Origin of the sequence: Pseudomonas sp. 2822-15, from assembly GCF_002742515.1 — a bacterium.
GTDB lineage: Bacteria > Pseudomonadota > Gammaproteobacteria > Pseudomonadales > Pseudomonadaceae > Aquipseudomonas > Aquipseudomonas salomonii.
The window spans coordinates 461,524-475,342 of the sequence record NZ_LJRY01000187.1 but is presented as its reverse complement, the minus strand read 5'-3'; the positions used below and the strand labels follow the sequence as shown (position 1 = coordinate 475,342).

Genomic DNA, 13,819 nt, shown 5'->3' with positions numbered 1-13,819 from the left:
TCGGCTATTTCTGCTTCTCGAAACGATAGAACAGGTTCGGCTCACTGACCATGTACAAGGTGCCGGCTTCGTCCATGGTCACGCCTTCCGCACGCGGGATGGTGTTTTTCAGGCCATTGAAGCCGCCGAGCAGGGTCATGAAGCTGACTTGCTCGCCGTGCTCGTCCAGCTCCAGCAGCAGGTGGGAATCGGCCGACAACACCAGCAAATGCCCGGTGCGCGGGTCGACGGCCAGGGCCGAGAGATTGCGCATGTCCAGCTCGGTGCTGGCGATCTTCTGCTTATCGCCGTTCAGCGTGGCGCCATCGCTTTTCCAGGTGAACAACGCCGGTGGGCGCTCTTCGCCAAGCACGATCTGCTGGTTGCGCTTGTCCCAGGTCACACCTTCAAACGCCTTGTTCTGGTCCTTGGAGGGGCCCAGGTCATAGTGCTTGAAGTCGGCATAGTTCAGTTGCTGAGTGCTGGCGTCGACGTTCACCACACTCAGGGTGTGCATGCGCTCGTCGACAATGGCCATCAGGCCGTTTTCCATCACGGTGACACCTTCCGGGTTGCTCCAGCCGTTGAGCGGCATCTTGCGCAGCACATCGCCTTGCAGGTTCAGCTCAACCAGGAAGGGGTTTTTGCCCATCACGGAAAACAGGGTTTTGGTCTGCGGGTTGTAGGACAGGTCCGAAGCCTCATCCTTTTCCATGCCCGGAAGCAATTTGCCATCGATCACCGCCTGGTAATCCGGCAGCCAGACGCTGGCCTGGCGTTCGGCCGGGGTTTCGAAGCGCTCAGCGATCCACAGCACCCCACGGTCGTCCCAGTGCATCGCCCAGGCAATGCCGTAAACAATGGCCCCGACCAGAAACAGCCAGGAATACCAACGCAGGGCAAAACGCGAACGGGGCTTGGAAGTCAGGGTAGGCAGGGACACGGCCATTGAGCGCTTTTCCGCAGAGTCAGCTTTAGGTGATAGCACAGGATCAACAAGCCCGCGCGCAGGAGGCTGGTGATTATCCGGATGGCGTGTGAAAAAAATGCAAAACCACAGCTGTCAAATGATCGTTCCCACGCTCCGCGTGGGAACGCCTCTTGTGACGCTCCGCGTCACGACCTCAAGAGCAGACGCAGAGCGTCCAGGGCTGCATTCCCACGCAGAGCGTGGGAACGATCTGTTAGCGAACGACGCTTTCGAAACGGCTGCCGCCACCCAGTTCCAGCACCAGCTCATCGCCCACATTCAACGGACCTACACCCGCCGGGGTGCCGGTGAGGATCACATCACCCGCCTGCAGCGAAAAGCAGCCGGCCATGTGCTGGATCATCGGGACGATCGGGTTGAGCATCTGGGAGCTGTTGCCGTCCTGACGCACTTCGCCGTTGATGGTCAGGCGAATGCCGATATCGGTCACGTCGGCAAAGGTGCTGCTCACCACAAACGGTGCGATGACCGCCGCGCCGTCAAAAGACTTGGCGATTTCCCACGGCAGGCCCTTGGCCTTCAGCTCGGCCTGCTTGTCGCGCAGGGTCAAATCCAGCGCCGGAGCGAAACCGGAAATGGCATCCAGCACTTCTTCACGGCTGGGTTTGGTCGACAAGGGTTTGCCGATCAGCACCGCGATTTCCGCTTCGTAGTGCACCGAACCGCGCTCGGTCGGAATGGCGAAACCGCCTTCCAGCGCAACCACGCAACTGCCCGGCTTGATGAACAGCAACGGCTCGGTCGGCACCGGGTTGTCCAGTTCCTTGGCGTGTTCGGCGTAGTTACGCCCGATGCACACCACTTTGCCCAGGGGAAAGTGGATGTTGGTGCCGTCGACATACTTGTGCTGGTAGCTCATGAAACGACTCCTTCAGGGCGGTTAAACAGCGAAAATCTTGCCAGGGTTCATGATCCCGTTCGGGTCGAACACCGCTTTCACTGCTTTCATGTATTCGATTTCAACCGGGGAACGGCTGTAAGTCAGGTAATCGCGCTTGGTCATGCCCACGCCGTGTTCAGCGGAGATCGAGCCGTTGTACTTCTGGACGGTCTCGAACACCCACTTGTTGACGGTAGCGCACTTGGCGAAGAACTCGTCCTTGCTCAGGTTTTCCGGCTTGAGGATGTTCAGGTGCAGGTTGCCGTCGCCGATGTGGCCGAACCAGACGATTTCGAAGTCCGGGTAGTGTTCGCCGACGATCGCATCAATTTCCTTCAAGAACGCCGGCACTTTGGAGACAGTGACCGAAATGTCGTTCTTGTACGGCGTCCAGTGGGAAATGGTCTCGGAGATGTACTCGCGCAGTTTCCACAGGTTGTGCAGTTGGGTTTCGCTCTGGCTCATCACGCCGTCCAGCACCCAGCCCTGCTCCACGCAGTGCTCGAAGGTTTCCAGGGCGTGGTTGGCAACTTCTTCGGTGGTGGCTTCGAACTCCAGCAGCGCGTAGAACGGGCAGTCGGTTTCAAACGGCGCCGGCACGTCGCCACGGCCCATGACCTTGGCCAGGGCTTTGTCGGAGAAGAATTCGAAGGCGGTCAGGTCCAGTTTGCTCTGGAACGCGTGCAATACCGGCATGATCGAGTCGAAATCGGTGGTACCGAGCACCATCGCAGTGAGGTTTTTCGGCGCACGGTCCAGGCGCATGGTGGCTTCGACCACAAAGCCCAAGGTGCCTTCGGCGCCTATAAACAGCTGGCGCATGTCGTAGCCGGTGGCGTTCTTGATCAGGTCGCGGTTCAGTTCCAGCACGTCACCCTTGCCGGTGACCACCTTCATGCCGGCCACCCAGTTGCGGGTCATGCCGTAGCGAATCACCTTGATCCCGCCGGCATTGGTGCCGATGTTGCCGCCAATCTGGCTCGAACCCGACGAAGCGAAGTCCACCGGGTAGTACAGGCCTTTTTCTTCGGCGACGTTCTGCAGTTGCTTGGTGACCACGCCCGGCTGGCACACGGCGGTGCGGTCGGTGAGGTTCACGTCGAGGATCTGGTTCATGTAGTCGAACGAGACGACCACTTCGCCATTGGCCGCCACCGCAGCGGCCGACAGGCCGGTACGCCCGCCCGATGGCACCAGCGCCACCTTGTGTTCATTGGCCCAACGGACGATGGCCTGCACCTGCTCGATGGTCTTGGGGAACACGATAGCGGTCGGCGCGGGGGCGAAGTGCTTGGTCCAATCCTTGCCGTAAGCCTCCAGGGAGTCTGCATCGGTCAGCACTTTGCCGGGCTCAACCAGGGTCTTCAGCTCATCAATCAGGGCAGGATGGGTCATCGACGGAACTCTCGAACAATTCATGGTCATCCTGAGAACGCTTCACGTCGCAGGAATGGGTGTTTAGCGGGGCACGTATGCTAGCATACCGCCCCCGCAGGACAGAGCCCAAGGGCGTTTCTGCGGTGACGGCTTTCCTGCCGTCCGGGTCAGCTCTTGTGCACTGATTCAAGGCACTAACTGCTCGATTCCCTGCCATTTTTCTCCGGGATACAGGTTTACGCAGATGAGCAAGACTTCTCTCGATAAGAGCAAGATCAAGTTCCTTCTTCTGGAAGGCGTCCACCCATCGGCTGTCGACGTACTGAAAGCCGCTGGGTACTCCAGCATTGAGTACATCACCAGTTCTCTGCCGGAAGCCCAGTTAAAGGAAAAGATCGCCGACGCGCACTTTATCGGCATTCGCTCCCGCACTCAGCTGACCGAAGAGATCTTCGACCACGCCAAGAAACTCGTGGCCGTCGGCTGTTTCTGCATCGGCACCAACCAGGTCGACCTTAACGCTGCGCGCGAGCGCGGCATCGCGGTGTTCAACGCACCGTACTCCAACACCCGCTCCGTTGCTGAGCTGGTGCTGGCCGAGGCGATCCTGTTGCTGCGCGGCATTCCTGAGAAAAACGCTTCCTGCCACCGTGGCGGCTGGATCAAAAGTGCGGCCAACTCCTTCGAAATCCGTGGCAAGAAGCTGGGTATCGTCGGTTACGGCTCGATCGGCACGCAGCTGTCGGTATTGGCCGAAGGCTTAGGCATGCAGGTGTTCTTCTACGACACCTTGACCAAGCTGCCATTGGGCAACGCCACCCAGGTGGCGAGCCTGACCGAGCTGCTGGGCATGTCCGACATCGTCACCCTGCACGTACCGGAAACCGCTGAGACCCAGTGGATGATCGGCGAGAAGGAAATCCGCGCCATCAAGAAAGGCGGCATCCTGATCAACGCGGCACGCGGCACTGTGGTTGAGCTGGACGCCCTGGCCGACGCGATCAAGGACAAGCACCTGATCGGCGCCGCTATCGACGTGTTCCCGGTAGAGCCTCGCTCTAACGACGACATCTTCGAAAGCCCGCTGCGTGGCCTGGACAACGTGATCCTGACCCCGCACATCGGCGGCTCCACCGCTGAAGCCCAAGCCAACATTGGCCTGGAAGTGTCGGAAAAGCTGGTCAAGTACAGCGACAACGGTACCTCGGTGTCTTCGGTCAACTTCCCGGAAGTGGCGCTGCCGGCTCACCCTGGCAAGCACCGTCTGCTGCACATCCACCAGAACATCCCTGGCGTGATGATGGAGATCAACAAGGTCTTCGCAGAAAACGGCATCAACATCTCCGGTCAGTTCCTGCAGACCAACGAGAAAGTCGGCTACGTGGTAATCGACGTCGACGCCGAGTACTCGGACCTGGCGCAAGAGAAGCTGCAGCACATCAACGGCACCATCCGTAGCCGCGTGTTGTTCTAACGCTTTGAACGCTGCACAAAAAAGGGAGCCTTTCGGGGCTCCCTTTTTTTGCATCTGAACAAATCTTACTTGACGTTAACCGTGATGACTTTCGAGGCTACAGTCGGGTTGAACTGCATGTGCAGTTTGTCGCCGGCTACCAGTTGCAAGGTGTGCTTGCCTGGGGTGAGGGTCAGCTCGGTTTCGGTCTGGGCCTTGCCGTAGTGGATTACGGTGTCGGTGGCCGGGATCGGCACGCTGGCGTCCGGCAGTTCTTTCTGGTCGATCAGCAGGTGGTGGTGGCCGGTACCTGGGTCCTGGCTGGTCGCTGGCGCCAGTTTCAGGCCTTCCATGCCGAACTTCACAGTGAAGGTTTTATCGACGGTGGCGCCGTCTTTGGGCGACACGATAAAGACTTTGGCGCCTTCCGGTGGCGCACTGCGCGGAATACCATCAGCGGCTGTGGCCAACATCGAAGCACCCAGCAAGAGGCTGGCCAGGGTTGCACGGGACAAAAGGGCTTTCATTCGCTTCTCCAGTTTTACGGTGAAATCTGTAGGGTTATGACAACTTCGCGGCAAATTGCTGTCCAAGGCACTCAACACCCTAGCAAGCGATGCTCAATGGCGCCTCGCACGCACAAATTCTTTAGGAGCGACCATGCGCTTTGTGCCTGGCCTTGTACTTTTAATGCCCCTGTTGAGCCCACTGGCTCACGCCGAACTGATCGATGACGTGTTTGATCGCGGCGAACTGCGCATCGCCCTTGAGGCCAACACCCCGCCGTACAACTTCAAGGACGGTGACAAGCTAACCGGTTTTGAAGTGGAGCTGGGTGAGCAATTGGCCAAGGAAATGGAGGTTCGCCCCTCGTTCATCACCGTCGATGACGCCGACCTGCTGCCGGGTGTGGAAAGCGGCAAGTTCGACGTGGCCATCAACCATATCGCTATGACTGCCGCGCTGCAGGATCGGTTCGATTTCAGTGAGGCCTATAAGCAAACACCTGAGCTGGCCATTCCATTCCAAAAGGGCAACCCGGCCTTCAAAAGCAGCCTGGACAATGCATTGCAGCGGGTGAAGGCCGATGGGCGCTTGAAGGCGCTGACGCAGAAGTGGTTTGCACCTGAGTGAAACACAGTCGATGTGGGAGCTGGCTTGCCTGCGATGGCGGTGAGTCAGTCAGCAGATGAGCTGGCTGCAAGACCGCTATCGCAGGCAAGCCAGCTCCCACATTTGATCTGGGTTGAACCTCAAAGTTGTGCCAGGGCAATTGCCGCCTCAGGCAACTCCAGCTCACTGAACACCCGCACGCCATGGCGCTTGAGCAGCGCCGCGGTCACGCCTTCGCCGCTGACCTTTACGCCGCTGAAGGTGCCGTCATAGGTCAGCAGGTTGCCGCAGGACGGGCTATTGGCCTTGAGGATGGCGATGCGGATGTTATGCCGCTGCGCCAACGCGAGAGCCTGGCGGGCGCCGTCGAGGAAAGCGGCGCTGAAGTCTTCGCCCTCGCCCGTCAGCACTTGCGCACGCCCTTCCCACACAGCTATACCCTGCCCGCCGGCGATCTCAGCGGGAGGCCGCGGTGTCGGCAAACCGCCTGACACTTCCGGGCAGATCGCAACCACCCGGCCTTCGGCCTGCCAGGCCGCCAATTGATCGAAGGGGCCGCTGGCGCCACCGTCATAGCGCACCTTGTGCCCGAGCAGGCAGCGACTGATCAGAATCTTTTCCATGGTTAAAACGGCTCGTTACCGCGTCGGCGAAACCAGCCGGTCAGGGACAGGCGTTCACGCGTGGCGGGCAGGACCTCATGGGGCACCTCCCCCGACAGGAACACCACCAGGCTACCACCGGTGGGCACCACATCGTATTCCACGCCGCCCTTGAGGTACATGCGCAACTGGCCGCCATGCTCAGGCAACCAGGCGTCATTCAAATAGACCACCGCCGAGACCATGCGCCGGTCATCGTCACGAAAACGGTCCAGATGCTTGAGGTAAAACGCCCCTGGCGGGTACATCGCGAAGTGGCTTTCGAAATCTTCCAGGCCCAGGAACAGGCTGCGGTTCATGGCCAGGCGCAGGCTGTCCATCACGCTCATGTAGGTCTCGCAGACAGCGGCGTCGCCCTCCTCCAGCCACTGGATATGGTCACCGCGAATGCCCTCGCGTATCTCCTGCGCGGGTCCCCGTCCTACAGCCGCCGGAGCCAATTCACCCTCAGCCGCACGTTTACGGCACTCAGCCGCCAACTCCAGGGTCAGAGCCTGGGGCAGGAAGCCGTTCTGCTGCGACCAACCTTTTTCGGCCAGGTCGTCGACGATGCGTTGCAGCAGCGGGTGTTCGAGGGATATTTGCATGGCGCGCATAGTATCCATACGCCTATGAATCCGACAGAGCCGCCGAGCGTCTGAACACACTTTAGTCAGGTGACTGATAGGATTTCTCGACAAATCCTACGCCCGACACGGACAATAGTGGCCGACTGACAGGAGTCCCTATGCGTCGTTTGTTTTTTTCCTTGCTGATGTTCTGCGTTTTGCCCGCCTGGGCAGACGGCCATGACCAGTTGTACAAGGTCGCCGGCTGGGCCGAACAACGTGCGCATTTCAATGACGCCCTCAGTGCCGCCCAGCAACGCTACCGCAATAGCCTGCCGCCGGCGGTGTACCAGGCGCTGGTGGACAACAGTAATAAACGCTTCGCCGCCCAGGCCGTCGACCAGCGGGCCGAGGCGCAATTGCGCAAAAACCTGACGGACCCGAAACCGGCCCTGGCGTTTTTCCAGTCGCCATTGGGCCGCAAAATCGTCGCCGCCGAACTGCTGGCCACGCGCCGCGACCAACTGGCGAAAAATGCCAAGGGCCTGCCGCACATTGAAGCCGACGCCACCCGCAGCCTGATCATCGGCCACCTGGCCCAGGCGCTGCCGGCCCGCGAAGCCGGTGCGGAAGTCAGCCTGGCGATTGCCGGCGTGGCGGCCGACAGCTTGAGCCAAATGATTCCCGGCCTATTGGGCGGCGGTCAGGCGCAAGGCATGCTGAACGGCCAACGTGAGCGGCTGATGCAGCAGATCGGTAACGACTTGAACAACACGCTGCTGTACGTCTACCGAGACTTGTCCGACCCGGAGCTGGAAGAATTCGCCACGTTTGCAGAGTCGCCGGACGGTCGGGCGTATTACAAGGCGGCGCTGGCCGCGATTCGCGCCGGACTTGCAGTAGGCCAAAGCACCTCCAGCCTGACGCAATAAGTAATGTGAAAACAGGCTTGTGTGGGAGCTGGCTTGCCTGCGATGGCGGAGTATCAGTTGACACCGCTATCGCAGGCAAGCCAGCTCCCACATTGAACTGTGTTACTTCAGATGGTCCGTCAAATACCTGAAGTACTCATCGCGAATCTCCGGAATCTCATTGGCCAAATGATGCCTTCCACGCGGCAGCATCAACACCTGCGGCTGGTCGAACTTGTTCCGCAGCACCTGCAAGTTGTGCTGCCAGTCCACCGTCATGTCTTCCTCACCCTGCACGATCACCGGCCGCCTTGGGCTTTGCGGCGCGGCTTCGATGCGCTTGATCCAGCGCGCCAGCGCGCCCACCCAGGCGGTGGGCAGTTGGCGCGGCTGTAACGGGTCAGCTTCCAGAAAGGGTTTGAATTTGGGATCGTGGGTGTTCTCGCTGAACCGCCGCGCAATGCCTTTGACGAACGGGCGCAGCAGGTAATAGCTGACCTGCGACCAACCCCACGCACGCGGCCGTACCAGGGGCGAGAGCAGGAAGGTCTTGCCTTGGGCCGGGCTGTCGGCGCCGTGGTTGAGCAGATGGTCCACCACCACCGCGCCGCCGGTGCTTTGCCCGAACAGGTGCCACGGTTGCGGCAGTTGCAGGGCTTTGGCCTGGGCGAACAACCCCTGCACCACGTTCTGATACACCGCAAAATCATCAATGCTGGCGCGCGCGCCACTGGAAAGCCCGTGGCCTGGCAAGTCGCAGGCGATCACCACAAAACCTTGATCCAGCGCCCAGTCCACCACATGCCGATACAGGCCCATATGGTCGTAGAAACCGTGGTACATGAACATCGTCGCCACCGGCGCCGCCGGCCACCACACCTGCGCCACCACCTGGAAGCCATCTACCTCAAAGCGCCCCAAACGGCTCACCGCAGGCACTTTGCGCGCCGCCAGGTCCAGCCCATAGAAACGCTGGTAGACCCGCGCCTCGACGCTGAGCGGCTGCGCATCCACCAGTGGCCGCAAGCTCTCGCGCAGATGATCGGGGTCAAAACTCACAGGCATAAAGGCTTCCAGACTGACGGTGAAGATGAATATCGAGCTGCGATATTCATCTGTCAGGGCAAGCATGGCAAGCTACGCGACCTTCGAGGATAGTTCCGAATGCGACAACCCTACCGCTCTGCCTTGTTTGCCGGCCTGCTGTTGGTCATCTGCGCCGGCGTGCTGTGGGCGGCTTATGACTGGTTCCAGGGCCGCTATTTACGCGCATTCAGCGAACACACGGCGGTGTTTTCCGGTGATGCCCTGCGCCTGCCCGCCGAACTGGCAGGCCCCGGCCCGATTCGCCTGGTGCACTTCTGGGACCCGGCCTGCCCCTGCAACGTCGGCAACCAGCAGCACCTGGGTGAACTGATCGAGCAATACGCGCCCCAGGGCGTTGAGTTCTACGCCCTGCAAAAGGCCGGCAGCCACGGCCAACTGCCCGACAATTTGCGCAAAATGAAACCGCTCGATGCCCTGCTCGGCGCCGACCAAGTGCCGGCAACGCCGGCCGTTGGCATTTGGGATCGCAGCGGCAAACTCGCGTATTTCGGGCCGTACAGCGAAGGGCTGACGTGCAATTCGAGCAACAGTTTTATCGAACCTATCCTCAAAGCCCTCAAGGCCGGGCGCGAAGTCGATGCCACCCACACCCTGGCGGTGGGCTGCTATTGCCAGTGGAGCAAGGCGTCAAACTGAACGCCGGCTGTTCGACCGGCAAACTCCGCTAACCTGGCCGGCAGGCTCCTGTATTGTAAGCGTCCAGTGACATTGCAAGCAGACACGAGACTCCATGAGCCAGTTAACCATCATCCTCTGGATGCTCAACGTTATCGTCGATACGTCCGGCCAACTGGCGTTCAAAGCCGCCGCCTCGGCCAGCGCCGAGCATGACGGCCTCGCCCACTGGAAGCACATGCTCAAGCGCCCGTGGATCTGGCTTGGGGTGATCTGCTATGTCTTCGAATTCGTATTGTGGCTGGCGTTTCTCACGCTGGTGCCGTTGTCGGTCGGCGTGATGCTGGGCTCGATCAACATTGTGGTGATCATGATTGCCGGGCGTTTCCTGTTCAAGGAAAGCCTGAGCAAATGGCGGTTGATCGGCATCATGCTGATCGCCTGTGGCGTGACCGTCGTAGGGTTTGAATGATGAAACGTTTTTATATCCTGGGTTTTCTCGCGCTGATCATTTTCGACACCTTGGCGCAGGTCAGTTTCAAATTTGCCTCGGTGCATGCCGAACCGTTGACCATGGATGCCGCCTGGCTGGTGCGCGTGTTTGGCGCGCCGTGGATCTACGGCGCTTTTGTCGGCTATATCGGCGCGTTTTTTACCTGGATGACCTTGCTCAAGTACGCGCCGGTGGGCCCTGCGTTTGCGGCCTCGCACCTGGAGTTGATCAGCGTGACGCTGATCTCGGTCTGGCTGTTCGATGACACCCTGACCTGGCCGAAAATCATCGGCGGCGCGCTGATCATCGCGGGCATCCTGTGCCTGGCGCGCAGTGAAGACAAAGAGAGCAAAACCGTCGAGGCCGAGCCTTCGCAGCCACTGGTGTCATGAACAAGGAAATCCCGCCCACTGCCGGCCTGCCCTTGCGCGGGCGGGATTTGCTCAGTTTATCGGGCGACCTCGCCCAGTCGCTGGCCCGCCAGTTTTCGATTCCACTGCCTGCACTGCCCTGCTCCGGCACAGCCGCGCTGATTATCGCCCTGCGCGTGTTGCAGCAGCGCATGCCCGGCCGCACCCGGCTGATTGTGCCGGCGTACACCTGCCCGCTGGTGGCCTTGGCCGCGCATTACTGCCCGCCGTTGCGGGTGGTGCCCTGTGATTTGCAGCCCGCCAGCATTGACCTCGACGAGCAACACCTCAAGCAGCTGTGCGACGACAGTACCCTGGCCGTGGTGGTCACCCACCTGGCCGGGCGCGTGGCGGATGTAGACGCCGCCAAGCGTATTGCCGAGTCAGTCGGCGCCCTGGTTATCGAAGACGCCGCCCAAGCCCTGGGCGCCCTCGACGATGGCCGCAGCGTCGGGCTTAAAGGCGACGTGGGGTTTTTCAGCTTGGCATTCGGCAAAGGCCTGACCACGGCCGAAGGCGGCGTGCTGTTCAGCCGCGACCCGGTGCTGCATCAGGCATTGCACCGCCAGTGCGCGCAGGACCTGCCCTTCAGCCTGCGCTGGGAGCTGCAACGCAGCGCCGAACTCTGGGCTTACGCGCTGCTTTACCAACCGCGCGGCTTGCACTACGTGTATGGCAACGCCTTGCGCTCGGCGCTGGCACAGGGCGACGAAGTCGGCGCCGTGGGCGATGATTTTTCGGTCAACGATATCCCGTTGCACCGCCTCGGCGGTTATCGGCAGAAGGTCGGCGCCGCCGCCCTGGCGCGCTTGCCCGACCACTTGCAGCAAGGCCGTACCCGCGCCTTGCGCCGGGCAGCACGTTTGAATGACTTGCCCGGCGTCTCGGTGATCATGGACCGGCTGGGGCAGCAAGGCACCTGGCCGTTTTTAATGGTGCTGATGCCGACCGCACAGGCGCGTGATGCCGCCATGGCGCAACTGTGGACGGCCGGGCTGGGCGTGACGCGCCTGTTTATCCACACCTTGCCGGACTACCCCGCCGTCGCCCCTTTGCTGCAACCGGGCGGCGACATTAGCCAGGCCCAGGCGTTTGCCAGCCGCACACTGTCGATCAGCAACAGCCATTGGCTGACGGACGAACACTTCGAACGCGTATTCGCCCAACTAAAAGTTATTGTCGCCAACCCTGATTGATCCGGGTCACCAGCCGGCCATTCAGCTCATTCTGCTGTGCTTGCCAGATCTGCACCTGCGCCGGCGGCAGTTCTTCCTGGCCATCGGAGGCACTCAACCAGCGTTTGAACTTGCTCTCATAGTGGTAAGCCGAGACATCGCCGGTGATGTCCGCACCGATGATCCGGCCCTGGCAAGCGTCGATCAGGTCGTTCAAATGCTGCTCCAGGAACTCGCCCTGGTCCCAATTGGTGTTGACCACTTCGGGGCTCAGCACATCTTTGTCGATGGACAGGTAAACCGGCAGCGTTCGGTCGAACTGCGCCAGGAACGCACGCATCAACGCATCAGGGTTGCTGAACGCACGGTTGCTGCGCCCGGCGCCGACCCAGTTCATCCAGCGCGTGTCGACGTTGACGTTCCAGTAGGTCAGCTTGCGTTTGAGCAGCGGCGACCAGTGATTCTCCCAGGCGTGACCCAGGCCGATATCCTGCGAACCAATGCCCAGCACATGCACATGCTCGACCTGGGGCAAGCGGCTGGCCCAGTAAACCCATGAGCCGCAATGGATACCGAACGGGTAGCGCATGTTGTCGGGGTGGTTATCGCAAATGATCAGCTGAAATTTCTGCTGCGTCGGCAGGCGGTTCAGCAGCAGCTGGCTGAGGTGGTGATAATCGCCGCTGCCAGTGAACACACAGCCGTAATCCCTGGGCATCTGCGTGTGCAGGGCGGTTTCCAGTTCCTTGAACTGCGCCCAGCGGCAACCGAAGCGGATTTTTTCCTGCCAGGCCTGCATGGGCAAGGTGATCGCGCCGGGAATGTCACTCACGGCACTGTCGAAATCGAGGATCAGCGGCGCGCGGTCCTGGCTCATTCGGGCTTCTCCTGCTGCCACTGCGCATCGCTTTCAAAGTAATGGCGGAAACGGTTGCCGAGCTTGCGCAGCAGCGGGTTGCGGATCCAGACCAAGTGGCGGGTGAAGGTAAAGTCGGCGCCAAGGCTGGCCTTGACCTGCGGGTCGGTCCAACCCGCCACATAAAATTTCAGCCCATTGGCCACGGCGTATTCCAGGTTCACAAACCAGCTGACGAAGTACAGGTTGAACTCCAACGCCTGCGGATAGTTGAGCCCGATGTACTTGTCGAGCAGCTTGTCGCCCTCCACGTAGCACAGGTTGTAGCCGATCAGTTCGTCGCAGTGCCAGTAGCAAAACACCCGCCCGTTGCTGGCGGCATCCTGCAACAAGCTGCTGAAAAATTCCGGGGTGAGCAGGTCGAAGTGGATCTCGCTCTGGTCGTACACCGCCTTGTACAGGCCGTACAACTGCGCAAGCCAGGCCTCATCGTTGAAGCGCGTATCGCCAGTGTTCAAGACTTCCACCCGCAATGCCTCGCGGCTGCGCAATTTGCGTCGGATATTGCGCCGACGGCTGTGGGACAAACGCGCCAGGTACTCGTCGATGTTGCAGAAGTTGATCGGCACATAAGCCAGCGCCTGGCCTTCCAGGCTGATAAAGCCGCGCCGGGTGCAGTCCTCGATCAAGGCTTGGGCGTAGCGGTTATCCGCCTCGCTCAGCAGCGGCGAGTCGCAGGGCACATCTTTGACGACCATGAGTTTGCGCTGCGGTGCGCACTCTTCTTGCAGCCACTGCGCGAGGTCCTGGGGCGGTACGTTGCGGGGCAATGGCGAATATTCGCTGACCGTGGTGCCGACAAAGCAGCTGTCGATGCGCAGCCACGCATTCCAAAGACCAAACCCGGGCCAGCCGCGCACACGGTTCGCGAACTCGTCTTCAGCCGTCGTCAGCAGGTCGAATGGCGTGAAGAAGTACGGCAGGCCCTGGGCGGACAGCCGCGCGTCAAAACCCTCCGGCGGGTGCTGCAAAAACCGGCCGATTAACGATGGCGCTTCCAGACAGCACGCATAGGCAACCTCGGGGCGGCTGGAGTCTGGGATAGGTGGCGTGGCGCAAGTCATGGAAAAAAGCTCAAAGATGACCGGCGCAATAGTAGCGACTCGACACATTCTGCACTTGAACCTCGGCTGTCGCTGCGGCATATCAGCATTTCCCGCAGTGCTCGCCAAACCGATTAGACTCCGTT

At 60.6% G+C, this 13,819-nt stretch carries 16 protein-coding genes; 7 read left to right on the top strand and 9 right to left on the bottom strand.

Annotated elements, in window-relative coordinates; all coding sequences use genetic code 11:
* Window positions 1-4: 4 nt before the first annotated feature.
* The 3 genes from AOA59_RS17010 to AOA59_RS17000 form a co-directional block, all read right to left on the bottom strand.
* On the bottom strand, window positions 5-928 hold the full coding sequence (locus AOA59_RS17010; protein ID WP_099488405.1) for an SdiA-regulated domain-containing protein: 924 nt from the start codon (window positions 926-928) through the stop codon (window positions 5-7).
* 235 nt (window positions 929-1,163) lie between these two features.
* Window positions 1,164-1,829, bottom strand: coding sequence for a fumarylacetoacetate hydrolase family protein (locus AOA59_RS17005; RefSeq protein ID WP_017139509.1), 666 nt, complete (start codon window positions 1,827-1,829; stop codon window positions 1,164-1,166).
* 21 nt (window positions 1,830-1,850) lie between these two features.
* Window positions 1,851-3,245, bottom strand: coding sequence for an FAD-binding oxidoreductase (locus AOA59_RS17000; RefSeq protein ID WP_065912281.1), 1,395 nt, complete (start codon window positions 3,243-3,245; stop codon window positions 1,851-1,853).
* A 226-nt stretch (window positions 3,246-3,471) separates the two neighbouring features.
* Between AOA59_RS17000 and serA the strand changes: the two genes are divergently transcribed.
* On the top strand, window positions 3,472-4,701 hold the full coding sequence (gene serA / locus AOA59_RS16990; protein WP_065902258.1) for a phosphoglycerate dehydrogenase: 1,230 nt from the start codon (window positions 3,472-3,474) through the stop codon (window positions 4,699-4,701).
* Window positions 4,702-4,766: 65 nt separating this feature from the next.
* Here the strand turns inward: serA and AOA59_RS16985 are convergent, their stop codons facing one another.
* On the bottom strand, window positions 4,767-5,207 hold the full coding sequence (locus AOA59_RS16985; RefSeq protein ID WP_017139512.1) for a DUF4399 domain-containing protein: 441 nt from the start codon (window positions 5,205-5,207) through the stop codon (window positions 4,767-4,769).
* 133 nt (window positions 5,208-5,340) lie between these two features.
* On the opposite strand from AOA59_RS16985, the gene AOA59_RS16980 reads away from it, so the two are divergent.
* Window positions 5,341-5,814: a transporter substrate-binding domain-containing protein gene (locus tag AOA59_RS16980; protein WP_099488404.1), complete on the top strand. Its 474-nt coding sequence runs from the start codon at window positions 5,341-5,343 to the stop codon at window positions 5,812-5,814.
* A 119-nt stretch (window positions 5,815-5,933) separates the two neighbouring features.
* On the opposite strand, the gene AOA59_RS16970 is transcribed toward AOA59_RS16980, so the two are convergent.
* Window positions 5,934-6,416 (bottom strand): DUF523 domain-containing protein, encoded by a 483-nt coding sequence (locus AOA59_RS16970; RefSeq protein WP_099488401.1) that lies wholly within the window; start codon window positions 6,414-6,416, stop codon window positions 5,934-5,936.
* 2 nt (window positions 6,417-6,418) lie between these two features.
* Window positions 6,419-7,051 (bottom strand): 2OG-Fe(II) oxygenase, encoded by a 633-nt coding sequence (locus AOA59_RS16965; protein ID WP_026013871.1) that lies wholly within the window; start codon window positions 7,049-7,051, stop codon window positions 6,419-6,421.
* A gap of 131 nt (window positions 7,052-7,182) precedes the next feature.
* On the opposite strand from AOA59_RS16965, the gene AOA59_RS16960 reads away from it, so the two are divergent.
* Entirely contained in the window at window positions 7,183-7,935 is a 753-nt protein-coding gene (locus tag AOA59_RS16960; protein ID WP_099488399.1) for a DUF2059 domain-containing protein, read from the top strand.
* 102 nt (window positions 7,936-8,037) lie between these two features.
* Here the strand turns inward: AOA59_RS16960 and AOA59_RS16955 are convergent, their stop codons facing one another.
* Window positions 8,038-8,979 carry an alpha/beta hydrolase gene (locus AOA59_RS16955; RefSeq protein WP_099488631.1) on the bottom strand — a complete coding sequence of 314 codons (942 nt, stop codon included), beginning with the start codon at window positions 8,977-8,979 and terminating at the stop codon, window positions 8,038-8,040.
* A 99-nt stretch (window positions 8,980-9,078) separates the two neighbouring features.
* On the opposite strand from AOA59_RS16955, the gene AOA59_RS16950 reads away from it, so the two are divergent.
* The 4 genes from AOA59_RS16950 (at window position 9,079) to AOA59_RS16935 (ending at window position 11,735) form a co-directional block, all read left to right on the top strand.
* On the top strand, window positions 9,079-9,657 hold the full coding sequence (locus tag AOA59_RS16950; RefSeq protein ID WP_099488397.1) for a DUF6436 domain-containing protein: 579 nt from the start codon (window positions 9,079-9,081) through the stop codon (window positions 9,655-9,657).
* A gap of 94 nt (window positions 9,658-9,751) precedes the next feature.
* Entirely contained in the window at window positions 9,752-10,108 is a 357-nt protein-coding gene (locus AOA59_RS16945) for an EamA family transporter (RefSeq protein ID WP_026013873.1), read from the top strand.
* Entirely contained in the window at window positions 10,108-10,521 is a 414-nt protein-coding gene (locus tag AOA59_RS16940) for a multidrug efflux SMR transporter (RefSeq protein WP_065931811.1), read from the top strand. The genes AOA59_RS16945 and AOA59_RS16940 overlap by 1 nt, the downstream gene beginning before the upstream one ends.
* Window positions 10,518-11,735: a DegT/DnrJ/EryC1/StrS family aminotransferase gene (locus AOA59_RS16935; RefSeq protein WP_099488395.1), complete on the top strand. Its 1,218-nt coding sequence runs from the start codon at window positions 10,518-10,520 to the stop codon at window positions 11,733-11,735. The genes AOA59_RS16940 and AOA59_RS16935 overlap by 4 nt, the downstream gene beginning before the upstream one ends.
* On the opposite strand, the gene AOA59_RS16930 is transcribed toward AOA59_RS16935, so the two are convergent.
* Together AOA59_RS16930 and AOA59_RS16925 are read right to left on the bottom strand one after the other, a co-directional pair.
* Complete coding sequence (locus AOA59_RS16930; RefSeq protein ID WP_099488393.1) at window positions 11,713-12,591, bottom strand: hypothetical protein; 879 nt, start codon at window positions 12,589-12,591, stop codon at window positions 11,713-11,715. The genes AOA59_RS16935 and AOA59_RS16930 overlap by 23 nt on opposite strands.
* Window positions 12,588-13,694 (bottom strand): GNAT family N-acetyltransferase, encoded by a 1,107-nt coding sequence (locus tag AOA59_RS16925; RefSeq protein ID WP_099488391.1) that lies wholly within the window; start codon window positions 13,692-13,694, stop codon window positions 12,588-12,590. The genes AOA59_RS16930 and AOA59_RS16925 overlap by 4 nt, the downstream gene beginning before the upstream one ends.
* Window positions 13,695-13,819 lie beyond the last annotated feature (125 nt).

Coding starts and splice junctions, on each gene's coding strand:
- serA (WP_065902258.1), top strand. CDS start 3,472: ATGAGCAAGACTTCTCTCGATAAGAGCAAGATCAAGTTCCTTCTTCTG.
- AOA59_RS16960 (WP_099488399.1), top strand. CDS start 7,183: ATGCGTCGTTTGTTTTTTTCCTTGCTGATGTTCTGCGTTTTGCCCGCC.
- AOA59_RS16955 (WP_099488631.1), bottom strand. CDS start 8,979: ATGCCTGTGAGTTTTGACCCCGATCATCTGCGCGAGAGCTTGCGGCCA.
- AOA59_RS17000 (WP_065912281.1), bottom strand. CDS start 3,245: ATGACCCATCCTGCCCTGATTGATGAGCTGAAGACCCTGGTTGAGCCC.
- AOA59_RS16925 (WP_099488391.1), bottom strand. CDS start 13,694: ATGACTTGCGCCACGCCACCTATCCCAGACTCCAGCCGCCCCGAGGTT.
- AOA59_RS16965 (WP_026013871.1), bottom strand. CDS start 7,051: ATGCGCGCCATGCAAATATCCCTCGAACACCCGCTGCTGCAACGCATC.
- AOA59_RS16980 (WP_099488404.1), top strand. CDS start 5,341: ATGCGCTTTGTGCCTGGCCTTGTACTTTTAATGCCCCTGTTGAGCCCA.
- AOA59_RS16950 (WP_099488397.1), top strand. CDS start 9,079: ATGCGACAACCCTACCGCTCTGCCTTGTTTGCCGGCCTGCTGTTGGTC.
- AOA59_RS17005 (WP_017139509.1), bottom strand. CDS start 1,829: ATGAGCTACCAGCACAAGTATGTCGACGGCACCAACATCCACTTTCCC.
- AOA59_RS16945 (WP_026013873.1), top strand. CDS start 9,752: ATGAGCCAGTTAACCATCATCCTCTGGATGCTCAACGTTATCGTCGAT.
- AOA59_RS16985 (WP_017139512.1), bottom strand. CDS start 5,207: ATGAAAGCCCTTTTGTCCCGTGCAACCCTGGCCAGCCTCTTGCTGGGT.
- AOA59_RS16935 (WP_099488395.1), top strand. CDS start 10,518: ATGAACAAGGAAATCCCGCCCACTGCCGGCCTGCCCTTGCGCGGGCGG.
- AOA59_RS17010 (WP_099488405.1), bottom strand. CDS start 928: ATGGCCGTGTCCCTGCCTACCCTGACTTCCAAGCCCCGTTCGCGTTTT.
- AOA59_RS16940 (WP_065931811.1), top strand. CDS start 10,108: ATGAAACGTTTTTATATCCTGGGTTTTCTCGCGCTGATCATTTTCGAC.
- AOA59_RS16970 (WP_099488401.1), bottom strand. CDS start 6,416: ATGGAAAAGATTCTGATCAGTCGCTGCCTGCTCGGGCACAAGGTGCGC.
- AOA59_RS16930 (WP_099488393.1), bottom strand. CDS start 12,591: ATGAGCCAGGACCGCGCGCCGCTGATCCTCGATTTCGACAGTGCCGTG.